Here is a 23,592-nt window from a genome sequence, read left to right as displayed (position 1 = left end):
CAGGGCTCAATGGCTCGCATGACCGTTGCTTTCCGGCAGCCGGAGCGAGGGTGACACGGTGACGCCGATGCGTCCGACCGTCGTGCGGTTTTCGATCCGCCAGATGAGATGATCGACGACCTTGCGCACCAGCGTGGGCAGGTTGATGTCGATCGCTGCGGGGAGATGATCGAGATTGTGGTAGATCACCGGATTGTAGTTGCCGAGGACGACCTCGAAATCACGTTCCGGCCGGCGGCCCGCCTCGCGGAGACCCCGGAAAAACGAGCCGCAAAAATGATCGATGGGCAGGTACAGCCCGGTCGCCCGCGGCGTCGCCGCCAGCAAGGTCCGCACCAGCGTGTCGCTCTCGCTGTGGACCGGCACGTATTCAAGATAGCTTACACCGGGATTGGATTTCCCGAGAATGAGATGCACCGGCAGCTTCAGCTCGGCGGCACGCTCGGCGAACGCCTTCACCCGCCGCGCCACTGCGCTGTAGTCGGGATCGGTGCTGATCACCGCGGCCACCTTGTGGCCCTGCTGCACCAGATAATCGGCGGCCATGCGGCCGTTTTCCTCGTTGTTCGGCTCGACGTAGTCGCCCGCAAATGAGGCGGAACGCCGCGTCATGAACCACACGTACGGCAGATCGCCGAGCTTCGTCAGGCAACTCGCCGCGGGCTCCATGCCCTGAATAATCAGACCATCGAGTTTTTCCGTGGCCAGTCCGGCGGGCAACTCGTGCGGTGAATTCGAAAACAGGACGCGCAGGTCGACGCGATAACGCGTGTCGTTCGACTGCACCTGCAGCAGTTCATCCTGAAACCAGTTGTGACTCGGATTGCTCGCGCGCGCACCGACAAACCACACGCCCACGCGCCGCTGCTCCGACATCCGCACCTTGGGCCCCCGCCGGCGGTTCAACGGCGCCGGCACATAATTGTGCGCCTCCATCACCGAACGAATGCGGGCCAGGCTGTCGGGCGCGACGATCTGCGGTTGGTTGATCGCTCGCGAAACGGTCGCGGGCGATACCTTCGCTTTCTTCGCAATCTCCGTAATCAGCATGGGGTGGGGTGTGGGGTGCTGAAAATTTCAGCAAACCGAATGAAATGGACCGCCCGCGGTCAAGCAGCTTTTGAACGCCGGCTATTCGTAAGTAAGTGGAGGAAAGGACTGAATTCGTCGTCTCGCCGGCCGACCGGCGTCGCCTGCGTGGGTGCTCTGGCGTTGCGGGCCGGCCCTTTTCCGCGGCTCAACCGACCCGCCGCAACGCCCGCCGCCACGAGCCGAGCAGCTCCTGACGGGCCCGCACCGCCTCGGGCCAGGCATGGGGCTGGGTGCTGAGGTGGTAACCGTGGCTCATGCCCAGCTCGGGACACACCCAGAGCTCACCCCCGGGTTGCGGTCCTTCGAGCCAGCAGACGAACAGGTCCTCGGCGAACGCAAGGTAGTCGCGAAACTCGACGGTGAGCGTGCCGCGGCCGTTGGTCACCGGAACCTGGCAGTGCTGGCCGTTGAACGGCCGGAGGTGAAACATCTGCGACGCCTGGATCACCTTGGGCCACACCAGCAGCCGGGCGGAATAATCCGGCGGCTGCAGGTGCTTCGAAACGGCGAAGTGCGAGTGATCCCAAGTCACGGGCAGAGTCTCACCGGTGGCGCGGCGGTACAACCGCACGATCTCGTCGAACTTCTCCGGCGTCTCCGTCGCGGTGTCGCGATGCGTCTCGAGGTGCACGCCCACGCCGAGTTTGCGCGCGGCGCGGATCAACTGGACCGCGGTCCGCGCCGCCACGGCCGGAGCGGTGTCGTGATTGAGCAGCTGCACATTGATGAAATGTGCCCCGGCCTCGCGTTGCGCGCGCAACCGCGGCAGCGCGTCGGCGACGCTCTTCGCGTCAAAGCCGCTCATCATCCGCAGCCCGAGCTGCCGGGCCTGCAGAGAAATCTCGGGGGTGATGTACGAGCAGACACCGTCAAAACCCGCCGCCTTGATCGCCTGCAATTTCCGGGTGATCGACCACTCTCGTTTCGCCGAGGGATAGGCGATCATCGACCACGTGGCGGCGCACATCACGAGCTGTGGCGGAGGGGAATTCACTTCCATGGGGCTGAATGAAAAAACATGAAAACGGTTATTGAATTTCAAAAGTGCGCGAGCTTATTCCAGCGAGCCGTGGTCGCGCCCCAGCGGGGCGTTGTTTCGCCTGACGTATGTCCCTTCCTTTCGTAAACAGCGCCGCGTGGATTTGGTCCGCGGAAGGCACGCATGCGACGCCCGCGCCGGATGCGTCGACGCCGTCGCATTATCAGGTCCGGTTGTTTCGCCGCCCGTTTCAGGTGTCGGTGCTCGCGGACGCCAAGCTCACGGTGCACGTGTCGGCGGACAGCCGGTATGTCTTCTACTGCAATGGCGGCCTCGTTGCGCGCGGGCCGGCCAAAGGCGACGTCAATCATCACTTCTACGAGTCGCTCGATCTGACGCCCCACCTGCGCGCGGGCGCGAACGTCCTCGCGGCGCTGGTGCTCGACATGTCGCGCGTGGCGCACCGGCCCGCGTTGCTCGGGGCGCCGTGCTCGGTAATGACGTACGCCGGCGGTTTCGTGCTGGAAGGGGGCGTGAGCGATGTCGCCGGACGGGTGGGTGAAACGCTTTCGACCGACGGGCAGTGGAAGGTCGCCGTGGATAGCGGGCATCGGTTTCAAAACGACGGCACGACCTTCGAGGGCTACCAGGGTTATTTCGAGCACCGCGTCTCGCGCCTCATCCCGGCGAACTGGACGCTGCCGGAGTTCGACGACACGGCGTGGGCCGCGGCGACAGTGCTGTATAAGGCCGAGCGGTACGAGAATCGTCGCGATCCCGCGAGCCCGTACGGGCTCGTCCCGCGCCTGATTCCGCTGCTGCCTGAGGCGGCCGGAGCTCGGTTCAGCGACGTGTTTGTGCCCGGAGGCGGTGCGGCCCCGTCCGGTTGGGCGGGCTTGGTTTCGGATGGTGGCCGGGGAGCGCAGGCCTCCGGCCTGCTTCCCGCTGAAAGCAGGCCGGAGGCCTGCGCTCCCGTGGTGATTCCGCCGCATACGACGGTCGAAGTCATCTTCGATGCCGGCGAGCTCACGACCGCGTACCCGCAACTCGAGATCGCAAACGGCGCCGGCGCCACCGTGCGTCTGACCTACGCGGAAGCGCTGCGGCTGCCCTGGGGCACGGCGGGCGCGACGTTGCTCGGACGCCAGCAGCCGCTGGCCAATCTGGCGTCGCACTTCGCGGACGAGAGCACTGGCTGGACGTTTGATCGCCGGGGAAAGCTCTCCGGCTGGAGTGATGGATGGGAGCCGGCGGGGACGGGACGCGGCCCGGCGGCAGAAGGAGTGGCGGCGTCCTTCGAGCGTTTCGAGCCCCTGCACTGGCGGGCGTTTCGCTACGTTAGCCTGCGAATCACGACCGCGGCCGAGCCACTCACCGTGGGTTCGTTTCGTCACGCGTTCACGGCGTATCCGTATCGCCTGACGGCAGACTTCGCCTGCTCGGATCCGGCGTGGGAGCGCATCTGGCGCGCCGCCGTGCGGACGATGCAGCTGTGCTCGCACGAGACGTTCGAGGATTGTCCGTATTACGAGCAGATGCAGTACGCGGGCGACACGATGATCACGTCGAAGATTGGCATGCTCGTCTCAGGCGACTACCGGCTCACGCGCCAGGCCCTGTTGCACTTCGACTGGTCGCGGCTTTCAGACGGCCTCACGCAGAGCCGCTATCCTTCGCGCCTGGTGCAGATCATTCCGTCTTGGTCGTTGCACTGGATCACCACCGTGCGCGACTACGCGTACTGCTCCGGCGATCTCGCCACCGTGCGCGAGCTGGTGCCTGGCCTGCGCACGGTGCTCGACTGGTTCCGGCGGCACGCGGATGCGGACGGGTTGCCGGCCCGCCTGCCGTTCTGGAACATCACCGACTGGTGTCCGTGGTGGCCGCGCGGCGTCGTGCCGGGAGCGGACGCCGGTCCGACCTGCATCATTTCCGCGCAGTACATCGTCGGCTTGGACGAGGTATCCGATTTGCTGCGACTCGTCGACCGCGCGCGGGAAGCGGACGAACTGCACGCGGAGGCGTCGGCGTTGCGCGGGCGGCTGCACGCCCGGTTCTGGTCGGAGGCCGAGGGGTTGTATTTCGATCGTCCGGGTGGGCCGGAGATCAGCCAATATGGCAACGCCTGGGCCATCGTCTGCGGTGCGGCCGGCGCACGCGAACGGGCGCGCATGCTCGCGCGGTTTCCGCATGGTGCGCAGCTCGCGCCGGGATCGTTCTTCTGGTGGCACATTGGATTCCGCGCGCTCGACCAGGCCGGCGCGTACGAGCGGATGCCGGACTGCCTCGCGCCGTGGCACGAGATGATCGGCTATGGGCTGAGCACCTTCGTCGAGGAAAACAGCTACTGGCGCTCGCTCTGCCATGCGTGGAGCGCGCATCCCGCGATTGAATTTTTGACCCGCATCCTGGGCGTCACGCCGGGCGCACCCGCTTTCGCGCGGATCGACATTGCGCCGCGCTGCTGCGGTTTGCAGCACGCCCGCGGTTCGGTGTGCACGCCGCGCGGGCCGGTGAGCGTGGCCTGGCACATCGAGTCCGGACGCTTCACCATCACCGTCGACGCGCCGGTGGCGACGCCGGTGCGGTTGCGCCTGCCGAATGGCGAGGAGCGAACGTTTTCCGGCGGACCTTTTTCGGCTGCAGTGGATCTGGGAGTGCCGGCGTCCCGCCCGCCAGCGATCCCGGCCAGCGTTCCCTCTGCGCTTTCATTATGAGTTCCTCCCTCACGCTCCGTCACGAAACGGGCCGCCACGTCGATCTGGTCGCCGGCACCCAGCTGATCGCGCGCTATCGTTACGCGCCGGATACGCCGGTGAACGAAGCGCGCCGGCCGTTCTTCCATCCGGTGTGCTCACTGGCGGGCGATGTGCTGACGAATTTCCGGCCGAACGATCACCCGTGGCATCACGCGCTCAGTCTCACCGTGACCAGCATCGACGGGGTGAATTTCTGGGGCGGTCCGTCCTACCGCGCCGAGGACGGCTATCGTCCGCGCGAGGATCACGGCGTGCAATACCACCGCGCCTGGGAAACGCTGACCGCGGAACGGCTCGTCGAGATCGTGGAGTGGCGCGAAGCCGCGTCCGGTCGCACGCTGCTCGAGGAACGGCGCACGCTGGTTCCGACGGTGACGGCGCCGGCGTGGTCGCTGCGTTGGACGAGCGAACTGAAGAACGTGTGCGGCTGGGAGCTGACGCTGGGCAACTATCACGCCCTCGGCGGGCTCGCGGGCTCGCATTACACCGGCCTGCAGTTTCGCGGCGCGCGCGATCTGCTCGACGAACACGGCGACGCCACGATCGGAATCACGGCCGAGGGCGATCTGCGCGGCGAGCAGGCAGTACACGGCACGCGGGCCCAGTGGATGGAATGGTCGTGTCAGCACGATGAATCGCTGCGCCGGACGCGCATTCGCTTCGCGTCGGAGATGGGCCCGCTGCCTTGGTTCGTGCGCGGCAAGAACCCCCTCGCGGCGTTTGCCTTCCACGACAACCGTCCCCAGTCTCTGGCGGCCGGCGACACACTGCGCCTGGATCACCTGCTGACGTTTACCTGCCTATGAGCTTCGACCGCCGGACCTTTCTCACTCGCACCGCCCTCGGCGCGGCCGGACTCGCCGCCGGCAGCCGCCTGCAGGCCGCGGACAAGCCTGCTGCCGCAGCGCTTCCGACCTTCGATGCGGCCCAGCCCGAGACCTTCTGGCGGGCGGTGCGCGCGCAGTATCCACTCGCTCAGGACTTCATCTATTTCAACACCGGCGGCCTTGGGCCGAGTGTGCAACCGGCGCTGACGGCTGCCGCCGAGACGACCCGCACGCTGCAGCTGCGATCGGAGCATGGCCACAATCTCCTCGCCGGCGCGCGGGCCGCCGTGGCGCGTTTTCTCGGCGCTGACCCGGAAGAGATCGCCTTCGTGCGCAACGCCACCGAGGGCAACGCGATCGTTGCGGCTGGCGTCAAACTCGCCGCGGGTGACGAGGTGATCTTTGAAACGCACGCGCATCCCGGCGGATCATTTCCCTGGGTGAACCAGGAGAAACTGCGCGGCGTGAAGACGAAGCTCTTCGAGCCGGATCCCGCGGACGCCGCGGGCAACCTGGCGCGGATCGTGGCGTTGATGACGCCGCGCACGCGGGTGGTGCAGGTGTCGCATGTCACGGCGCCGACCGGCATCGTTCTGCCGACGCGGGAAATTGCCCGCGTGTGCCGCGAGCGCGGCGCGTGGTTCCACATTGATGGCGCGCAGTCGGCGGGGATGTTTCCCTTTTCACTCCACGAACTCGACTGCGATTCCTTTGCGACGAGCGGACACAAGTGGATCGGCGGCCCGCTCGAGACCGGTGTGCTCTATGTGCGTCGCAACCGCCTCGACGACGTGGCGGCGACTCTCGTGGGCGCGTATTCGGGCGAGCTCGATTTTCTCCCGGGCGACCTGCGCCTGGCGCCGACGGCAATTCGTTATGAGTACGGCACGCGCAACGCGGCCGCGATTGTCGGGCTCGCCGAGGCGATGAGTTTTCAGGAACGCGTCGGCCGTGAACGCATCGCCGCCCGTGGCCGCGCGCTCGCGGCGCAGGTCCGCGCGGGCTTCGAGCGGATTCCCGGCCTCGAGATTCTCACGCCTCGCAATCCGGAGCTGAACGGTTCGATCCTGACCTTTCGCACGCGGGCGATTCCGTACGACAAGCTGTTTGGCCGGCTGATGAAGGATTACTCGATTCGTTGCCGTCCGGTCTCCGAGCAGAAACTCGATGCGCTGCGGGTCTCGACCCATCTCTTCAACTCGCCAACGGAGTGCGCGGCGCTCGTGGAAGCCGTGGAGAAAATAGTGCGCACCGCATGAAGGCCTTCGTCCCGCTCGTCGGTCCGGCGGTCGGGCGAGGCCAGCGCCCGCCGGGCGGCTTACTGAACCTCGACGATCATCTCGATCTCGACGACGGCGCCGACCGGCAGCGAACCCATGCCGAGCGCGGCGCGGGCGTGGCGGCCGCGATCGCCGAAGACGGCGACGAGCAGATCCGAGCAGCCGTTCATGACCTGCGGCTGGGCCTTGAAGTCATCCACAGCGTTCACGAAGCCACCGACCTTCACGATGCGCTTCACCTTGGAGAGATCGCCGATTTCCTTCTTCAACGTGGCCAGCAGCGCGAGCGTGGTGACGCGCGCGGCAGCGTTCGCTTCCTGCTCCGTGGCGTCACGGCCGACCTTGCCCGCGATGACCTTGCCCGCGGCATCGCGCGGAATGTGGCCGGAGAGAAACACCAGATTGCCCGTGCGCACCGCGGGCACGTAGTTGGCGATCGGGGCGTTGGTCGCCGGCAGCGTCAGGCCGAGCGCGGCGAGTTTCGCCTCGGGCGTCGAGGCGTCGGCGGCGCCGAGCGGCGCGAGCGACAGCAGGGAAAGCGTGAACACGGAAGCCAGGCGGCGGAGCGTCATGGCCGCAGATTGAGATCATGAGCACCGCGCGACGACTATTTTTTTTCGGACTCGCGCTGACGACTGCGGCGGTCGGAAGCCTGTCGGCGGGAAACGTCCCGAGTCCGACCTTCACGCATGATCTCTATCTGTGCGTGAACCTCAGCGGTGAGACCGGGATCATGGGCCGGAGTGGTGGTTCGAAGAGCGGACTCTATCGGTCGAGTGATCGGGAAACGTTCGAACACATCGGGCCGGAGCACATCCGGATGTACACGCTGACTTCCGACCCGCGCGAGCGCTCGACGCTTTACGTGGCGGCGCTCGACGGCGTCTTGCGAACGCGCGATGGCGGGCGCTCGTGGCGAATCCTGACGAGCTGGGATATGACGGAGCCGCGGTCGATTGCCGTGGACGAGCGCGCGCCGGACCACCTCTACGCCGGGCTGCCGGACGGCATCGCGGTCTCGCGCGACCGCGGTGCGACATGGCAGCGGATGAACGACGGTATCCGGCGCACGTTTACGCAAACAATGACGGTCGATCGCACCCGGGCTGGCCGCGTGCTGGCTGGAACCGAAAAGGGAATTTTTCTGAGCGAGGACGCGGCGCGCAGCTGGACACTCGTGCGAGCGACCGAGGAGACGACCTACGATCTGCGCCAGTCGCCGCACGACGCGATACACTTCCTCGCCGTGACGGCCCGCGACGGTGCGCTGGCGTCCCGGGATGCGGGCCGCACGTGGCAGACAATCGCTGGGTTGCCGGTGGATCGCACCCTGCACAACTGCGATTTTGATCCGCACGAGTCCGGCCGGCTGCTCGTGTGCGGTTGGGGCGTCGGGGTGATGCTGTCGGAGGACAATGGCCGGACCTGGGTGGATCGCACCGGCGGCCTGCCCAAGCGCGAGGTCTGGCGGGCGAAATTCGATCCCGACATTCCCGGCCGGATCTACGCGGCGCCGTACCTGGCGCCCGTGCAGGTATCCGATGATCGGGGACGCACCTGGCGTCCCTTGCAGTTCGAAAAGGCCCTCGTGTTCGACCTCGCCTTCGTGCCGCGATCGTGAACGCCCCCTGCGTCCGCCCATGAAGCCACCCCGCTGCCTCGCGCTTCTCGTGCTGTGCTTCACCGCCGCTCTGGCCAACGCCCAGCCGTCGTTCACCGGGCCGGCGCCGGTTCCGACCGTGATCGAGGACGCGGCCCAGCGCCGGGCGGCCTTTCTGACGCGGCGCGACGAAGTGATTGCGTGGCGCGCGGGCCGGGCGCAGCCGGGAGTGCCCGCGACGTTCGGCCTGGGGGAAATCGCCGCGCGGCTGGCGCTGCGCCAGGACGCCGCGGCCTGTTCCGCGCAGCTGATCGAGGTATTGAAGCGGCCGACGGGCGACATGTTCTGGATGTTTCCGGTCACCTGTATCGCCTACCTCGGGCGCGATCAGCTCACGCCGGCGGCGCAAGCGGCGCTGCGCGAGGCGTGGCGGACCTATTTCCCGCTGCGCGGCGACACCGAGAATCACTGGGTGATGTACTACTCGACGCTGTACTTGATGGCGCAGCTGTGGCCGGACGAGCCCGGTGAACGCTGGTTCAACGGCAAGAGTTCGGCCGAGATCACGGCCGAGTCGCAGGCGTGGCTGCTGCACTGGATGGATCTCACGACGACGATCGGGCAGGGCGAATACGACTGCACCCACTATATCGGCGAGTACTCGATTCCGATGTTGTACATGGCGACGTGGGCGAAGGATCCCGCGATGCGGCAGCGCGGCCGCATGATGCTGGATTACGTGATGGCCGACTACGCCGTCGAGACGCTCAACGGCATCACCATCGGGGCGCATGCGCGCACCGACGACACGACGGTGTTGGAAAAGTGGAACGGGTTGGCGTCGTTCTTCGGCTGGCTGCTGCTGGGCAACTGTCCGCCGCCGGCCAATCACGGCGGGTGGGGCTTCTTCTTTGCGGTGGTCGCCGACCACTACGAACTGCCTGAGGTGATCTACCGGATTGGGACGGATCGCGCCGGCGCCTACACGCATCGGGAGCGCAAGCGCACGCGGCACCGCTGGCGCAACAGCGACGTGCGGAATGCGCCCGTGTACAAGACCTCGTATCTGACGAAAGACTACGCGCTCGGATCCGACCAGGGCGGATTGCTGCAGCCGATTCAGCAGCACTCGTGGGACCTCACCTGGGCGGTGCCGGATCCGCGCGGCGTCCACAACACGATCTTTTCGATGCAGCCTTATCACGGTTCCCACGAACTCATGATGTATTTCACCGAGATGCCCGACTACCTGCCCGCGGCGGTGACCTTTCAGGGCAAGCCAAGCTACATCGCTGAAGACAAGCTGCTCGGCGGTTCGCCCTACGAGCAGATCTTCCAGCTGGACGACGCGTTGATCTCGCTCTGCGACATTCCGGCCGGCACGAATTTCGAGCAGGTGAACGGTTTCTTTTCCAAGGATCTCGCGGTGGTGGAGGAGGACGCGTCGGGCTGGATCTTCGCCCAAGGCGGTCGCGCCTTTATCGCGTATCGTCCGCTGGCGCCTTACACGTGGCGGCCGCTGGCAGCGGGCGACCGGCGGCTTTATTCGCCGCACCGCCAGAATGGCACGATCCTTCAGGCTGCGTCCGCGGACGAGTTCAAGAGCTGGGACGCGTTCAAGGCGGCGATTCGCGCGCTCCCGCTCGCGATCACCCTCGCGCCAACGCCGAAGGTTTCGTTCACGAACCTGCGCGGCCAGCAGCTCGAGTGCGCGTACGGCGCGTCGCCGCGGGTGAACGGCCGCGTCATTGATCACGCGCGCGAATGGAAACTGTTTGCCGGACCGTATCTCAATGCCGAGGTCGGCAGCCGCACGTTGACGCTCACCCATGGCCGCCTGACGCGCGTGCTCGATTTCAACACCCTCACCATCACCGATGCCGTCGCCCCTTGAGTTTTTATCCTCCCGCCGCGTCGGGCTCTTCCTCGCGCTCACCGCCACACTCGCCGCGGCCGAGCCGGGCGGGTCACTGGCGCCGCACGCGTTTCTCCAGCAGCTCTGCGACGACTTTGGCGGGCGGCTGACGGGCAGTGCGGCCAACGTCCGCGCGATGGATCGGTTGGCCGCGGAGCTGCGCGGTCTCGGTTACGCACCCGAGAAGAGGTCGTTCACCATGCCGGGCTGGGAGCGCGGCGACGATCGCGTCGATTTGGTCGAGCCGCTGGCGCGGCGACTGCGGGTGGCGTCGCTCAGCTACACGCAACCGCACACGGCCTTCACGGCGGACATGGTGGACATCGGCAACGGCCGGCCCGCGGACTATCCCGCCGGCGATGTGCGAGGCCGCATCGGGCTGCTGGCAGCGGGCACGCCGTTGCAGGCGGCCGACTTCGTATCCGCGGCGGAAGCACGCGGCCTGCGCGGGCTGCTGTTCGTGAATCGCGAGGGCGGCGGGCAACTGCTGGCGCGCACCGGAAGTTTCTCCGGCCGGCCGCTGCCGCTGCCGGTTTACTCGATCGCGCAGGAGGAAGGTCAATGGTTGCAGCGACTGTTGACCCGCGGCGCGCCGGTGCGGGTGCGGCTGGAAACGCAGTCCCGGTGTCGGCCCATCGAAACCGCGAACCTCGTGCTCCGCATTCCCGGACGCGTGGCGAGCCGGCTGGTGGTCGGAGCGCATTTCGACAGCTGGGATCTGGGGCAGGGGGCGATGGATAACGGCATCGGCATCGCGCAGCTGTTTGCGCTGGCGCAGACCCTGCGCGGGGCAGCTCCGTACCACACGATCGAACTCGTCTGGTTCAACGGCGAGGAGCAGGGACTCTGGGGTTCGCGGCATGCGGCGGCACAGCTGGGTGACGCGCCCGTGGTCGCGATGATGAATCTCGACATGGTGGGCGTGCCCATCGGGGTGAACGCGCTCGGGGACGACGCGCTGGTCCCGGCGCTGGAACGCTGGCACACCGCGCGCGCCGAAGCGCAGCGCCTGCCGAAAGGCGTGGAGAACATCAACTGGCTGGCGAGCGATCACACGCCGTACCAGCTGGCCGGCGTGCGAACGATTACCTTCAACGGCCCGATCCCGCGCGAGTCGGTGCGCTACTATCACGACTTGGCGGATACGATCGACAAGGTGCCGCCGAAGTTGATCGAGGATTCGACCGCCATCATCAGCGACCTGGTGCAGCAGCTGGCGCGCGACGAGAGCCTGCCGTCGGCACGTCGCCAGAGTGTCGATACGGAGCTGCTGTTCACCCGCTTCAATCTCGAGAAGCGGATGCGCGCGATGGGCCTGTGGCCGTTTCCGGCGAAGTAATATCAATCGCTCCTTGCTTTTGGACGTCTGGATCGATCGTGGCCACTCGCTGGCGCTCGTAGCCACGGCTAAAGTCCAAAGGCAAAGAACGATTGGTATAAGGCGAGCGTTGCGCGGGGGCAGCCTCACTCGGACGGGTCACCGGCGCGCGCCCCGGCAGCGGCAAGAAATGCCGCGAGCGCGGGCTCGGGCGCGGGCGTTTGGCGCCAGCCCAGGACCAGGCGGCTTTCGGGCGCGGGTCCGGCGAGCGCGCGAAACGCCACCTCCGGCGGCAGATGCTGGGCTTCCGACGGCGTCATGAACGTGGCGCCGAGGCCCGCGCGGACGAGACCGATGCCGTTGGCGCGCGGCCAGATTTCCTCGGCGATCCGCGGCGTCACGCCCGCGCTCGAAAACGCCGCGAGGATCCGGTCGTAGAACCCGGGATTGTGTGTGCGCGGAAACAGCACGAACGGCGTGGCCGCAAGATCGCGAAGTCGAAGTTGCTCGCGTGGGTCGCGCGCCAGCGCGTGGCTTGCCGGCAGCAGCACGCCGTTGCGCTCACGCAGCAGCAGGCGGGTCCGCAGGCCCGGCGTGGGGGCGTCGGGATGAAAGAAACCGCACGCGATGTCACCGGCTTGCAGGGCCGCGAGCTGCATCGAGGTCGGCGACTCCGTCAGTTCGAGTCGGATCCCGGGGTGACTTTGATGAAATTCCCGGAGAATGCGCGGCAGCACGGTGGCCATCGCGAGTCCGGTGAACGCCACGCGCACGTGTCCCACCTGGCCGCCGGCGAGCGCCGCCAAATCGCGGGGAATGGCGGCGAGGCCGCGGAGCAGCGGCTCGATGCGTTCCAGCAGCAGCCGGCCGGCCGGGGTGAGTTCCACGCCGCGTCGCGTGCGGTTCAGGAGCCGTGGACCCACGGCCCGCTCCAACTGGGCGATGGCGCGGCTGAGGGCGGGCTGGGCGATAGCCAGCGAGCCGGCCGCCTTGCGAAAATGGAGCTGGCGGGCCACTTCCCGGAAATAAACCAGGTGGCGCAGCTCAAACGGGTACTGATACTCGCGCGGCATCACCGACCGCTAAATAAGTATTTCCCTGGTATGGCAAGGGTCTGGTAGAGTGAGTCACGGTCGCAGCCGATCGCAGGTCACATCGGGGACCGCGTTCGGCTGATTTTCCACTCCCTTCAGCTCGTTCACGTCGTTTCCTTTCTCTCATGCCCAAATCCCTTTTCGAAAAAGTCTGGGACGCCCACACGGTCCGCACGCTGGCCAACGGCCAGACGCAATTGCTCATCGGCACGCACCTGATCCACGAGGTGACCAGCCCGCAGGCCTTCGGCATGCTACGCGATCTCGGGTTGAAGGTCGCGATGCCGCACCGGACGTTTGCGACGGTCGATCACATCGTGCCGACGGATCAGTTCGCCGAGCCGTACCGTGACACGCTCGCGCAGGCGATGATGGACGAGCTCCGCAAGAACTGCGCGCAGTTCGGCATCACGTTTTTCGACCGTGCCTCGGGCAAGCAGGGCATCGTGCACATCGTGGGACCGGAGCAGGGTATCACCCAGCCGGGTACGACGATTGCGTGCGGTGACTCGCACACGAGCACGCACGGCGCGTTCGGCGCGATTGCTTTCGGCATCGGCACGACGCAAATCCGCGACGTCCTCGCGACGCAGTCGATGGCGCTCGGCAAGCTGAAGGTCCGGCGCATCAACGTGAGCGGCAAACTGGGTCCGGGCGTGTATGCGAAAGACGTCATCCTGCACATCATCCGCGTGCTCGGCGTGAACGGCGGCACCGGCTTCGCCTACGAATATGGCGGCGAGGTATTCGATCGCTTCACCATGGAGGAGCGGATGACGGTGTGTAACATGTCGATCGAGGGCGGTGCGCGTGCCGGTTATGTGAACCCCGACGAAACGACCTTCGCTTATCTGAAGGGCCGTCCGTATTCGCCGAAGGGCGCGGAGTGGGATGCCGCGGTGGCGCGGTGGAAGAGTTTCGCGAGCGACGCCGGTTGCCATTACGACGACGTTGTCAACATCGCGGCGTCCGAAATCGCGCCAACGGTCACCTGGGGCATCAATCCCGGCCAGGGCGTGGCGATCAACGAATCGATTCCCGATCCGGCCAAGGCCACGTCGGTGGACGAGAAGTCCTCCATCGAGGAAGCGCTCGCTTATATGAAGCTGAGCCCCGGCGCGCCGATCAAGGGCACCAAGATCGATGTCGCGTTTCTCGGATCCTGCACCAACGGGCGGTTGAGCGACTTTCAGGAAGTCGCGAAGTTCGTCCGCGGCAAGAAAGTCGCCGCCGGCGTCAAGGCCATCGCGGTTCCTGGATCGCAGATTGTCGCGCTCCAGTGTGAAAAGCTCGGCCTCGACAAGATTCTCGCGGAAGCCGGCTTCGAGTGGCGCGCCGCGGGTTGCTCGATGTGCCTGGCGATGAATCCGGACAAGCTCATCGGCGATCAGCTGTGCGCGAGTTCGTCGAATCGCAACTTCAAGGGCCGCCAGGGCAGCCCGACCGGCCGCACGCTGCTCATGAGCCCGCTTATGGTGGCGGCCGCTGCCGTCACCGGCCGCGTGGCTGATGCCCGCGAAGTCTTCGCCGTTGGTTCCAACTGAGTCCCTCAACCTTACCGTCCGCACTTCACGCCGCACCCACGATGCCTTTCGTGTGATTCGCGTGTTTCGCGGGCAACTCTTCCTTCCATGGCTCTCGAAAAAATCACCTCCATCGCCGGTCGCGGCGTGTTTGTTCCCGGCAACGACATCGACACCGATCGGATCATCCCGGCGCGGTTCATGAAGTGCGTCACGTTCGACGGTCTCGGCGAGTTTCTCTTCTTTGACGTGCGCAAGAATGCGGACGGTTCCGACAAGCCGCACCCGTTGAACGAAGCGCGCTTCAAGGGCGCGACCGTGCTGTTGTCCGGCACGAACTTCGGCTGCGGTTCGTCCCGCGAGCACGCGCCGCAGGCGATCCAGAAGTACGGCTTCAAGGCCGTCGTGGCGGAAAGCTTCGCCGAGATCTTCTTCGGCAACTGCGTGACGCTCGGCATCCCGTGCGCGACCGCGGCCCGCGAGGACATCGCGAAGATCGCCGCGGCGATCGAAAAGGATCCGAAGACGGAGATCGTCGTCGATGTCGCCAAGCAGGAGCTTCGCTTCGCCGGCCAGACGGTGCCGGCGCAGGTCCGTCCGGCGGCGCGCGATGCGCTGATCAACGGACGCTGGGATGCGATCGGTGAGTTGCTCGATGGCATGACCGACATGAAGACCACGGCGGCCAAGCTGCCGTATCTGGCGGCTTAAGACGGCGTCGAAAGGTCAGGGCGCGTTGTCCCCAACGCGCCGCTTTTCGGAGCTCATCACCGCGAGCGCGGCGGCTTGGCGACAAGCCGCCCTACCATCGCTCATTCGTTCTCGACCTGAGCGAAGGGGGCGGGCGCGGTCGGGACGGCCCGGCGGTTGCAGGGTGACGCGAGCCGCAAGCGCCCGCGGTCAAATTTCAGCGAACTTTTCCCTCGCCGCGCCGTCACACCGCGGCACGTTCTACTTTCCAGCCATGTTTTTCGCCATCCTTGATGTTGTAAAGGGCGCGGGGGTTCTCATCTGGCCCCTGCTCCTTTGCTCGATTGCCGCCGTGTTCATCGTTTTCGAGCGCGCCTTCGCGCTGCGCAAGGCCGCGGTGATGCCGCAGGATCTGGTGGACGCCGTGGTGAACGGCCGGCCGCTCGTTGGCGGCAAACACACGGTGCTCGCGCGCATCGTGGAATTCGCGGAGCAGCACAAGAACGACGAGGGCGCCGTGAAGGCGTTCGCGCGGCTGGAGTTGAACCGCATGGAGCGCGGCGTGCCGTATCTGGATGTCATCTACGCGGCGGCCCCGCTCATCGGCCTCACCGGCACGGTCGTCGGTCTGCTCAAGGTGTTCTCGCAAATTTCTCCCGACACCGGTCTGCCTGATCCCGTCGCGTTTACGCAGGGTGTCGCCCTCGCGTTGTCGGCCACGGTCATCGGTCTGTGTATTGCGATTCCGTCGCTCGTCGGCAGTGGCTACCTGCAGCGCAAGATCGAGAATTACTCGGCGCAGCTCGACGTATTGCTCGAACGGATTCTGCAGCGGACCCGCTGATGAGCCTCGCGCACCGCCAACGCCGCAAGCGGCCCGAGTTGAACCTCGTGCCCCTGATCGACGTGCTCGTCATGTTGATCTTCTTCGCGTTCGTCACGATGCAGTTCAAGTCGGCGTCGACCTTGAACATCACGCTGCCGAAGGTGGAGACCGCCGGTAAGAACGAGTTTCGCGGGAACGTCACCATCGCCATCGCCAAGGACGGCGCGCTGAGTTTCAACGGTAAAGACGTGACCGATGCGCAGCTGATCGAGGCGCTGAAGGCGGTGAAGAATATCGACAAGGACACGCCCGTGCTCATCCGCATGGATGAAAAGGGCACGCTCGATCGCCTGACGTTCGTCTGGGACGCCTGCCGCAAGGTCGGACTGACCAAGCACAGCCTGCAGAGCCGGTGATTGAGTCGAGGAGGCGAGAAGACGAGACGTCGAGAAGCCGGCCGTTGTCGTTACCCGAATTGGGTTCGTCCGGCTCCTCGACATCTCGACGGTTCGACCTCTCGACTCCTGGCCGTTTCGACTCCACGTTCCCATCATGAAAATCGTCATCACGGGTGTGACGCGCGGCCTCGGTCGCGCCTTGCTGGAGGAATTCATTCGCGGCGGCCACACGGTCATCGGCTGCGGGCGCAGCGGTGATGCTATTTTCGATCTGCGGATGACCCATCAGGCACCGCATGATTTCTCCGTCGTCGACGTGGCGCTCGACACGAAGGTCTCGATCTGGGCCGCGAAGGTGCTCGAGCACGACAGCGCGCCGGATCTGTTGATCAACAATGCGTCGATCATGAATCGCCTCTCGCCGCTCTGGGAGCAGGACGATCGCGAATTCACCAAGCTGGTGGATGCGAACATTCGCGGCACGCAGAACGTCATCCGGCATTTCGTCCCCGCGATGGTGGCCCGGAAAAAGGGCGTCATCGTGAATCTCAGTTCAGGCTGGGGGCGCAGCGTCGCCCCTGATGTCGCGCCCTACTGCATGTCGAAGTGGGCGATCGAAGGCCTGACGAAAGCGCTGGCGGCGGAACTGCCGGACGGCATGGCGGCGATCCCGTTGAATCCCGGCGTCATCGACACCGACATGCTGCGCTCCTGCTGGGCCGACGGTGCGGCGTCCTATCCGAAAGCGGAGCAGTGGGCGAAGACGGCTGCACCGTTCATCCTGAAATTGGGACCGAAGGACAACGGGCGCTCGTTGAGCGTGGGCGGCGCCGAGGATTGAACTGATACGCGCTCCTCGCGGGGCCGCGAGCCTGCCGGTGCACGGATCGCGGACGCAAAAAAAGTGGCTACGAGCGCCAGCGAGTGGAATCAACCACTCGCTGGCGCTCGCAGCCACGTTAAGATCAGGTTCGTACGTCTACTCGCCCCGGCGGTCGTTCACTCGGATGACGGCCGGTTCACGGAGGTCGTCCTTGGAGAGCGGGAGGAGAAAGGGAAACTCCTGGGCGCAGCGCCAGGAACGACGTTCAAAGGTCTCTAGAAACTGGATCATTCGCTGCCGCCGCCGCTCCCGACTGAACAGGGACACGGGGTGGATGGGTGTAGAGTATGGGGTCTGCATGGGTGTCCCTGCTAACGCAGTCAGTATGCCACTTCGCCGATCGGCGTTCTTGCCGTTGGTCCGCAGCGAGTAAAGCGCGTGAGTGCGTCTTTGCGCCCGGGTGCAGACTGGGGGAATTTACCCGAAATGAAGCCCGAGGATGTGCAGCAGACCCCAAATGGACGGTGCCCGTCCCTGCGTTTGGAGGGAATCACGGGCTCGGGGCGCGTTCAATCGCAGTACCGCCGACGGATTCGACCCGTTGCAGGGACGCGCTGACGACGCTGCGATCCCACGGGTCGGGTTCGGCGGATTTTTGGGGAGCTGGACCCACGCCGTCACGCGCGCCGATCTTGGTGGCAACGAAGCGCTGCACGTCGCCGAGGGTGGCAAGGTGGGTGAGTTCCTCGTTCGAGACCGAGATCAGCAGCGCTTCCTCGGCGATCATGACGACCTCCATCATCGTCAGGGAGTCGAGGCCGAGGTCTTCGCGCAGACGCAGGGCGTCGCCGCCTTCCGCGAGCTTCGGGCGCAGATCACGTTCGACGAAGCGTTCCACGACTCCGTGCACGACCGTGCGCAGATCCGCGGCCGCACCGCTCCGGCGGAACTTGCAGGCGGCGTAGTACGTGGCGGGAGAGCAGCGCTTCAGCGTTTCGCGCAGCGCGGGATCGTCGACAGGAGCGGGGTGATCGGGGGAAAGCACGGCGTTGGGTTTTCCCGCAACGACAACTGGCGGCGGTGAACCCGCCATCCGGTGCCGGCTCAAAACGCGGTCGTGAGCGACAGCGAATACACGCGGCCGCGCCAGTCTCCGTAGGGCTGCACGCCCGCGCCGGACGCGTCGTTCACGTATTTCGGAAACGCGAAGCCGAACACGTTGTTGATCCGCAGTTGGGCACGGAGTCCTTCCGGCGCCCATGGGAGCCAGTGTCCCAGTTCGCTCTGCAGGTAGGAGTCGAACTGCCAGTAGGGCTTGATCCGGTCGCGGCCCTGTGCGTTGCGCTCAACGAGCGGCAGCACGCGCGAATGAAAAAAGTGACCGTCCATCCCGAAGCCGAAGCTGCGGTTCGACCAGCCGGTGCCGAACTTCGCACGGTATTTCAACAAGCCCGACGTGCCGCCGTCCGGCTCGCTCAATTCGTTCACGATGGGCGAACCGGGCAGGAGCTTCCGATCGTAGCGCGAAAAGTGCAGCACGCGGCCGTAGAGTTCGAGGGTGCCGTCGAAGCATTCGGTCCACGCGTAGTCGACGGACGCGTTCCAGTTGTGCGATCGCCGCCACGCGAGATTGGTCGTGCCGGTGAGGACCGACACCACGCGCCCGACGCCACGATCATCGCCCGGCGCGAGGGGCAAGCGCTGCACGCGGTCCGGAAAGGCGGACTCGAGATTGAGCACCGTTTGCAGATCAAGCAGCAGGAGTTCGTTGGCCTTGTAGGTATCGACGTAATCGAGCGACGCGCGAAAGCGGTGCGTACGGCCGCGTTGAAACAAGATTCCGGCTGTCTGGGTCAACGCCTCCTCCGGCTTGAGGTCGGGGTTAACGACTTCGTTTTCCTGCACGCCGTAGCTTTGCTGGCGCAACGGGTCGTAGGCGTATTGCAGGTTCGGGCCGGCCACGGTGCCGGCGTCGAATGACGGCGTGATCGCCAGCCGGCTGAGGTGGGGCGTGGGAAACCGGCTCGACGTCGTGATGCTGCCGCGCAGCGCGAGGCCGCCGGCTAGATTCACCTTCAATGCCACCGTGGGCGCGACGTTGGCCTCGTTCGAAAGATCGGATGCAATGTAGCGCACGGAGAGGTCCGTATCCACATTCCGGACGCCGGGAGGGAGCCAGCTCGCCGGCAGCAGCGGCGCCTGCAGCTCGCCGAACGCACTGTAACGTTGGATCGTCCGGCCGGCCCAGCGGATCGGCGCGCCGGCGATCTCGCCGTCGGCGTAACGCCGGATGTCGGTGTAACGGCCGAGCTCGTTGCGCCGATAGTCGCCGCCAAAATTCAAAAGGCCGCGGCCCGTGGGCAGCGGCAGGCGGGTGTGGGTGACGCGTCCGGCGGCGTCGAGCGTGTGATAGTCACCGAGCGTGACAAACCGCCCGGGCCCGCCGCGATAAATCAGCACCTGATCGTAGAACTCCCGGGGCGGCCCAAACACCTGCGTGTCGCGCAGCGGGTTGTAGCGGCCCTGGTCGATCAATCGTTGCCAGCGGGAAAGATCGGCGCCGGCGAGCCCGCGAAAGCGCGCGACGTTGCGACCGTACTGGCCGTCGATCAACACGCGCCACCCGGCCGGCAGAGTGAGCATCGCGCCCAGCACGGCTGATCCGAACTCGAGTCGCGCCTCGCTGTAGTTTTCGCCGAGGAGCGGCGCCGTTTCGTTCAGCGCCACCATCACGTCCTGCTGAAAGGGATTGAACGGCGACGCGCGGCTGAGGCGCAGATCGGCGGCGAACACATCGAGGCCGCGATGAACGTCCGTGCGGGTGAACGTGCCGTCGAAGCCGAGCTGCAGCCAGGGAAACACGTCGTACGCGATCGATCCGAAGTACGCGGTCCGGCGCTGCTCGCGACCGTACGGAAAGTCGATGCTGTCCAGCGAGGAGGCGAGGCCGCCCGGCGAGTTGAAGAACGTGAAATTGCGCAGGCCCTCGCGGCCGGCAAACGCCGCGCGCCCGCCGTTGCCGTCGGCGCCGGGTGAGACCGACGTCACCGGCGACGAATTCGCGCCGAACAGCGGCGCGAGCGCGAGGCCGCGCACGAGGTCGGTGCCCGGAGCGTATACGGGAATGATCGTGGCGTTGCGCACATTCGGCGTGGCGCGAAAAATCGAGGCGTGCAGCGCCGGCGTCTCGAGGATCCGGCCCTGATGAAACCCCAGCTCGGTCTCGGTCGGCGGCGTGATGCGCGTCACGCTCGCGTTGAACCGCACGCGCAATTTGCCGTTGAGGAGCGCGCGGCTGTGCAGGAGCGACGCCGAGGTCTGCGGTGCGTCGTAGGTGGCGAGGGCGTTCGTGTAGGTGAGCGCGACCTCGGTGGCCTCAGCATCGACGCCGGGACGGAGCACGATGTTGATGACGCCACCGACGGCGTTGCCGCTGTAGAGCGAGGAGGCGGAAATGGGCAGCACCTCGACCTGTTGCACGAGGCTGAGCGGAATGAAGTTCACGTCCGGCGCGGCGGTGGCGTCACCGCCATTTGTCAGCACCTCGGGCAGGCGCCGGCCGTTGACGAGTACGATCGTCTGATCGGATCCGTAGCCGCGCAGGTTCAGGTTGGTGCTGCCGGCGGCGAACGTGGGCAGGCCGCCGTCCTGCTCCGGCGGACGCTTTGTGGCGTCGCTGTCGAGCAGTTCGCGCTGGAGAAATTCGTTGAGATTCACGACGCCGCTGCGCGCGATCTGTTCGCGATTGTAGATCGTGAAGGGCAGGGCGTCGCTCTCGGTGCGCGCCAGATCGAGATTCCCGGCGGCGGTGCGCGGGGCGAACGTGGTGTCGCTGTGATCGAGCGGATTCGTGCGGGCCGCCTCGGCTTTCACGACAAACGCCGCGAGTTGCGCGGGCGTGCCGCTGGATTCCAGGGTTTGCGCCGCGAGGTGTGCGGTCGTTCCGGCCGTCACGCGGACCTCGGGAAACTGCAGCGGCTCGCAGCCCTCGGCGACCGCCGCGAGCCGGTAGCTGCCGGCGGGCACGGCGGAAAGATGAAACGCGCCGCTGGAGTCGGTGAACGCGCGGTGGCGCGTGCGCGGCAGCGTAACGGCGACACCATACGCGGGTGTGCCATCCGGCCAGTGCAGCTGGCCGCGGATCGAGCCGGTCGGCTGCGTTTCGCGCGTGACGACATACTTCTCGCCGCCGTTGCGCGTGGCGGCAAAGCCCGTGCCGATCAGCAGGCGGCGCAACGCCTCCTCCGGTTCGAAGCGACCCACCACCGCGGACGAGCGGGCGTGACGCAGGGCGTCGGATGAAAACAAAACTTCGATCTTCGTCAGCTTGGCGAACGCCAGCAACGCGTTCGCGGCAGCTTGCGCCGGCAGATCGAAGTCACGGGCGCGCGCGCCCGCCGTTGCGGTGCCCGGCGGTGTTTCTGGGCTGCTGGCGCCCGCGAGGCCGGGCAGTGCGGCGAGGCCGAGGGCCAGCCGGAACAGGGAGCGGGCGGCACGACCGAGGGGCAGGAGACGAAACCGCACGGCGCGCCGGGTTGGAGTTACTGGCCGGGCCGCGCGCCGATCGTGACCGCGCCGCTGAGATCGTACGTCGCCTTCACTTCCAGCACCACCTCGAGGCCGCCGAGGAAGCCGCTCAGATCATCGATGCTGTAGCGTCCGCCGATGGGCTGTTCGGCGACGCTGGCGGCGACGTGGATTGCCCGACCATGATAGTGCGCGAAACGCGCCGCGGCGTCGCGCAGCGGGACGTCGCGAAACACAATCTGCCCCTGCCGCCACGCCAGGGCGTCATCGATGTCCGCGGGCGACAGCGCGCGCCGCTCGAACGTGCCCGCCCGGACGGCGAAGGCATCGCCGGCACCGAGCGCGATGGGACCGGCGGCCGCGGCGCCTCCGACTCCGCCCGGTCGGACCTGCACCGAACCTTCGAGCACGGTGACTTCGAAGGCGGCCTGCGCCGAGGCCGTGCGGACATTGAAGGTCGTGCCGGTCACACGGACGGAGCCGCCCGGCGTTTCGACGATGAACGGGCGCGCGGGATCCTTCGCCACGGTGAAGAGCGCCTCACCGCCGGCGAGCCGGACGCGGCGCTCGGTCTTCGTGTTTTCGAACCGCAGGCTCGTCTGCGCATTGAGCTCGATACGCGTGCCGTCGGCGAGCGTGTGCGTGCTGCGCTGCACGGGCGCCGTCGCAAAGGTCTGCACGGGTTCGGCGGGACGCAGCGTGAAGAATGTCACCGCAATGGCCGCTGCGGCGGCCAGGGCGACCGCGGCCACGCGGGGCGCCGTCCAGCGTCGGCGCGAGGCCTGCGCGCGCGTCGCATCGGCGGGAGCCGCGATGCCGCCGGCGGCGACGAGGGCGGGCACCTGCGCCTCGAGGTCGGCGGAAAACTGGCAGTACTGCGAGAGCAGCACGCGGTGCGCAGGCTTCTGCGCGAGCCACGCGTCGAGTTCGGCGCGTTGGGCGCGATCCAAGGTGTCACCGTCGATGCGGGCGGCCCACAGGGCGGCCTGTTCGTCGGCAACGGGATCGTTGAAAGCGGTCTGCGACTTCATGAGCCGGCCTTTCGTTGCGCCGCGGGGGCGGGTGGGTTTTCGCGCCCGGAGAGGTCCGCGGGCAACGCGGCCCGGAGCAGGCGCAGAGCCCGGGCGTGTTGTTTTTCCACGGTGCTGACCGCGATGCCGAGACGGGCGGCGATCTCGCGATGCGAAAGGAGTTCCACTTTGCGCAACAGCAGCACGGCCCGGCAGCCATCCGGCAGCTCCGCGATCGCTGTCTGCAGCAGGTTCAACTCCTGCCGGGCCATTACTTGCTGAGCGACGCCCGGAGCGGCCGACGCCGATGTCTCGAGGGCCGACGGATTGGCGTCAAACGGGGCGATGCTCCGGCGTTTCAGCCGGTTGATGGCGAGCCGGCGCGCGGTCGTGTAGAGCACGGCCTCCGGTTGATCCGCGTTGGACTGGGATCCGTTCGGATAAACGCGAAGGTAGGCGTCGTGCGCGACATCCTGCGCCTCGGGGGTATTGCCGAGGAGCCGCGCCAGGTAGCGGCGCAGGGGCGAAATAGTCGCCTGGTAGATCGACGCAAAATCGCGTCCGGGTGGCGGGACGTCACTCATCGCCGTGGGCGCAGCCGGGGTCACCGCAGTGGTGACGCGAGGGAAGGGCGGAGAAAAACGTGGGTTCACGACTGACCATGATGACAAGCGAACTCCTCAAACCCGCTAGCGTTGCAGTAAAATTCCTCCGTGCCGGCCGAGTGTCGGCGCTCAGGACGTTGACAACGGTGCGCGCACCGTCGCCGCAAGTCAAAGCCGTGGGCGCGGTTTGGGGTAATACCAATCGCTCCTTGCTTTTGGATTTCTGGATCGATCGTGGCTACGAGCGCCAGCGAGCGGTCGTTCGGCCACTCGCTGGCGCTTGTAGCCACGGCTAAAGTCCAAAGGCAAAGAGCGATTGGTATAAC

General features: G+C 66.4%; 20 protein-coding genes. 11 read left to right on the top strand and 9 right to left on the bottom strand.

Annotated features, from left to right (window positions below):
• Positions 1–6: 6 nt before the first annotated feature.
• Both ACLJEU_RS16705 and ACLJEU_RS16700 read right to left on the bottom strand, forming a co-directional pair.
• The gene (locus tag ACLJEU_RS16705) at positions 7–1,050 is read right to left on the bottom strand and encodes a LacI family DNA-binding transcriptional regulator (RefSeq protein ID WP_414660377.1); all 1,044 of its coding nucleotides are present in this window, start codon (positions 1,048–1,050) and stop codon (positions 7–9) included.
• Between the two features lie 187 nt (positions 1,051–1,237).
• Entirely contained in the window at positions 1,238–2,086 is an 849-nt protein-coding gene (locus tag ACLJEU_RS16700) for a xylose isomerase (protein ID WP_414660378.1), read from the bottom strand.
• 113 nt (positions 2,087–2,199) lie between these two features.
• Between ACLJEU_RS16700 and ACLJEU_RS16695 the strand changes: the two genes are divergently transcribed.
• Genes ACLJEU_RS16695 through ACLJEU_RS16685 form a run of 3 tightly spaced genes read left to right on the top strand, consistent with a single transcriptional unit; the run spans position 2,200 to position 6,916 of the window.
• Positions 2,200–4,788 (top strand): alpha-L-rhamnosidase-related protein, encoded by a 2,589-nt coding sequence (locus tag ACLJEU_RS16695; RefSeq protein ID WP_414660379.1) that lies wholly within the window; start codon positions 2,200–2,202, stop codon positions 4,786–4,788.
• Positions 4,785–5,636, top strand: a complete 852-nt coding sequence (locus tag ACLJEU_RS16690; RefSeq protein ID WP_414660380.1) for a DUF6807 family protein — start codon at positions 4,785–4,787, stop codon at positions 5,634–5,636. Before ACLJEU_RS16695 ends, ACLJEU_RS16690 begins: the two co-directional genes overlap by 4 nt.
• Positions 5,633–6,916 carry an aminotransferase class V-fold PLP-dependent enzyme gene (locus ACLJEU_RS16685; protein WP_414660381.1) on the top strand — a complete coding sequence of 428 codons (1,284 nt, stop codon included), beginning with the start codon at positions 5,633–5,635 and terminating at the stop codon, positions 6,914–6,916. Before ACLJEU_RS16690 ends, ACLJEU_RS16685 begins: the two co-directional genes overlap by 4 nt.
• A 59-nt stretch (positions 6,917–6,975) precedes the next feature.
• Here the strand turns inward: ACLJEU_RS16685 and ACLJEU_RS16680 are convergent, their stop codons facing one another.
• Positions 6,976–7,509 (bottom strand): RidA family protein, encoded by a 534-nt coding sequence (locus ACLJEU_RS16680; protein ID WP_414660382.1) that lies wholly within the window; start codon positions 7,507–7,509, stop codon positions 6,976–6,978.
• A 17-nt stretch (positions 7,510–7,526) separates the two neighbouring features.
• Between ACLJEU_RS16680 and ACLJEU_RS16675 the strand changes: the two genes are divergently transcribed.
• Genes ACLJEU_RS16675 through ACLJEU_RS16665 form a run of 3 tightly spaced genes read left to right on the top strand, consistent with a single transcriptional unit; the run spans position 7,527 to position 11,791 of the window.
• Positions 7,527–8,558: a WD40/YVTN/BNR-like repeat-containing protein gene (locus ACLJEU_RS16675; RefSeq protein ID WP_414660383.1), complete on the top strand. Its 1,032-nt coding sequence runs from the start codon at positions 7,527–7,529 to the stop codon at positions 8,556–8,558.
• Positions 8,559–8,577: 19 nt separating this feature from the next.
• Positions 8,578–10,431: a hypothetical protein gene (locus ACLJEU_RS16670; RefSeq protein WP_414660384.1), complete on the top strand. Its 1,854-nt coding sequence runs from the start codon at positions 8,578–8,580 to the stop codon at positions 10,429–10,431.
• The gene (locus ACLJEU_RS16665) at positions 10,415–11,791 is read left to right on the top strand and encodes a M28 family peptidase (RefSeq protein WP_414660385.1); all 1,377 of its coding nucleotides are present in this window, start codon (positions 10,415–10,417) and stop codon (positions 11,789–11,791) included. Before ACLJEU_RS16670 ends, ACLJEU_RS16665 begins: the two co-directional genes overlap by 17 nt.
• A gap of 125 nt (positions 11,792–11,916) precedes the next feature.
• Here ACLJEU_RS16665 and ACLJEU_RS16660 read toward each other — a convergent pair whose 3' ends face one another.
• Positions 11,917–12,843: a LysR substrate-binding domain-containing protein gene (locus ACLJEU_RS16660; RefSeq protein ID WP_414661065.1), complete on the bottom strand. Its 927-nt coding sequence runs from the start codon at positions 12,841–12,843 to the stop codon at positions 11,917–11,919.
• Between the two features lie 146 nt (positions 12,844–12,989).
• On the opposite strand from ACLJEU_RS16660, the gene leuC reads away from it, so the two are divergent.
• The 5 genes from leuC to ACLJEU_RS16635 all read left to right on the top strand — a co-directional run bounded on the left by leuC (position 12,990) and on the right by ACLJEU_RS16635 (position 17,142).
• Entirely contained in the window at positions 12,990–14,408 is a 1,419-nt protein-coding gene (leuC, locus tag ACLJEU_RS16655; RefSeq protein WP_414660386.1) for a 3-isopropylmalate dehydratase large subunit, read from the top strand.
• An 87-nt stretch (positions 14,409–14,495) separates the two neighbouring features.
• Complete coding sequence (leuD, locus tag ACLJEU_RS16650) at positions 14,496–15,098, top strand: 3-isopropylmalate dehydratase small subunit (protein ID WP_414660387.1); 603 nt, start codon at positions 14,496–14,498, stop codon at positions 15,096–15,098.
• 253 nt (positions 15,099–15,351) lie between these two features.
• Positions 15,352–15,921: a MotA/TolQ/ExbB proton channel family protein gene (locus tag ACLJEU_RS16645; protein ID WP_414660388.1), complete on the top strand. Its 570-nt coding sequence runs from the start codon at positions 15,352–15,354 to the stop codon at positions 15,919–15,921.
• Positions 15,921–16,319 carry an ExbD/TolR family protein gene (locus tag ACLJEU_RS16640; RefSeq protein WP_414660389.1) on the top strand — a complete coding sequence of 133 codons (399 nt, stop codon included), beginning with the start codon at positions 15,921–15,923 and terminating at the stop codon, positions 16,317–16,319. Before ACLJEU_RS16645 ends, ACLJEU_RS16640 begins: the two co-directional genes overlap by 1 nt.
• Before the next feature lie 136 nt (positions 16,320–16,455).
• Positions 16,456–17,142, top strand: coding sequence for an SDR family oxidoreductase (locus ACLJEU_RS16635; RefSeq protein WP_414660390.1), 687 nt, complete (start codon positions 16,456–16,458; stop codon positions 17,140–17,142).
• A gap of 138 nt (positions 17,143–17,280) precedes the next feature.
• Here the strand turns inward: ACLJEU_RS16635 and ACLJEU_RS16630 are convergent, their stop codons facing one another.
• The 5 genes from ACLJEU_RS16630 to ACLJEU_RS16610 all read right to left on the bottom strand — a co-directional run bounded on the left by ACLJEU_RS16630 (position 17,281) and on the right by ACLJEU_RS16610 (position 23,245).
• Positions 17,281–17,451 carry a hypothetical protein gene (locus ACLJEU_RS16630; RefSeq protein WP_457795262.1) on the bottom strand — a complete coding sequence of 57 codons (171 nt, stop codon included), beginning with the start codon at positions 17,449–17,451 and terminating at the stop codon, positions 17,281–17,283.
• Between the two features lie 223 nt (positions 17,452–17,674).
• The gene (locus ACLJEU_RS16625) at positions 17,675–18,169 is read right to left on the bottom strand and encodes an acyl carrier protein (RefSeq protein ID WP_414660391.1); all 495 of its coding nucleotides are present in this window, start codon (positions 18,167–18,169) and stop codon (positions 17,675–17,677) included.
• A 59-nt stretch (positions 18,170–18,228) separates the two neighbouring features.
• Complete coding sequence (locus ACLJEU_RS16620; protein WP_414660392.1) at positions 18,229–21,648, bottom strand: TonB-dependent receptor domain-containing protein; 3,420 nt, start codon at positions 21,646–21,648, stop codon at positions 18,229–18,231.
• Between the two features lie 17 nt (positions 21,649–21,665).
• Positions 21,666–22,682, bottom strand: a complete 1,017-nt coding sequence (locus ACLJEU_RS16615; protein ID WP_414660393.1) for a FecR family protein — start codon at positions 22,680–22,682, stop codon at positions 21,666–21,668.
• Positions 22,679–23,245 carry an RNA polymerase sigma factor gene (locus tag ACLJEU_RS16610; protein WP_414660394.1) on the bottom strand — a complete coding sequence of 189 codons (567 nt, stop codon included), beginning with the start codon at positions 23,243–23,245 and terminating at the stop codon, positions 22,679–22,681. The genes ACLJEU_RS16615 and ACLJEU_RS16610 overlap by 4 nt, the downstream gene beginning before the upstream one ends.
• Positions 23,246–23,592 lie beyond the last annotated feature (347 nt).

Origin of the sequence: Terrisphaera buseokensis, from assembly GCF_047521145.2 — a bacterium.
GTDB lineage: Bacteria > Verrucomicrobiota > Verrucomicrobiia > Opitutales > Opitutaceae > ER46.
The sequence above is the reverse complement of the archived record's forward strand: the minus strand, read 5'-3'. Positions and strand labels throughout refer to the sequence as shown.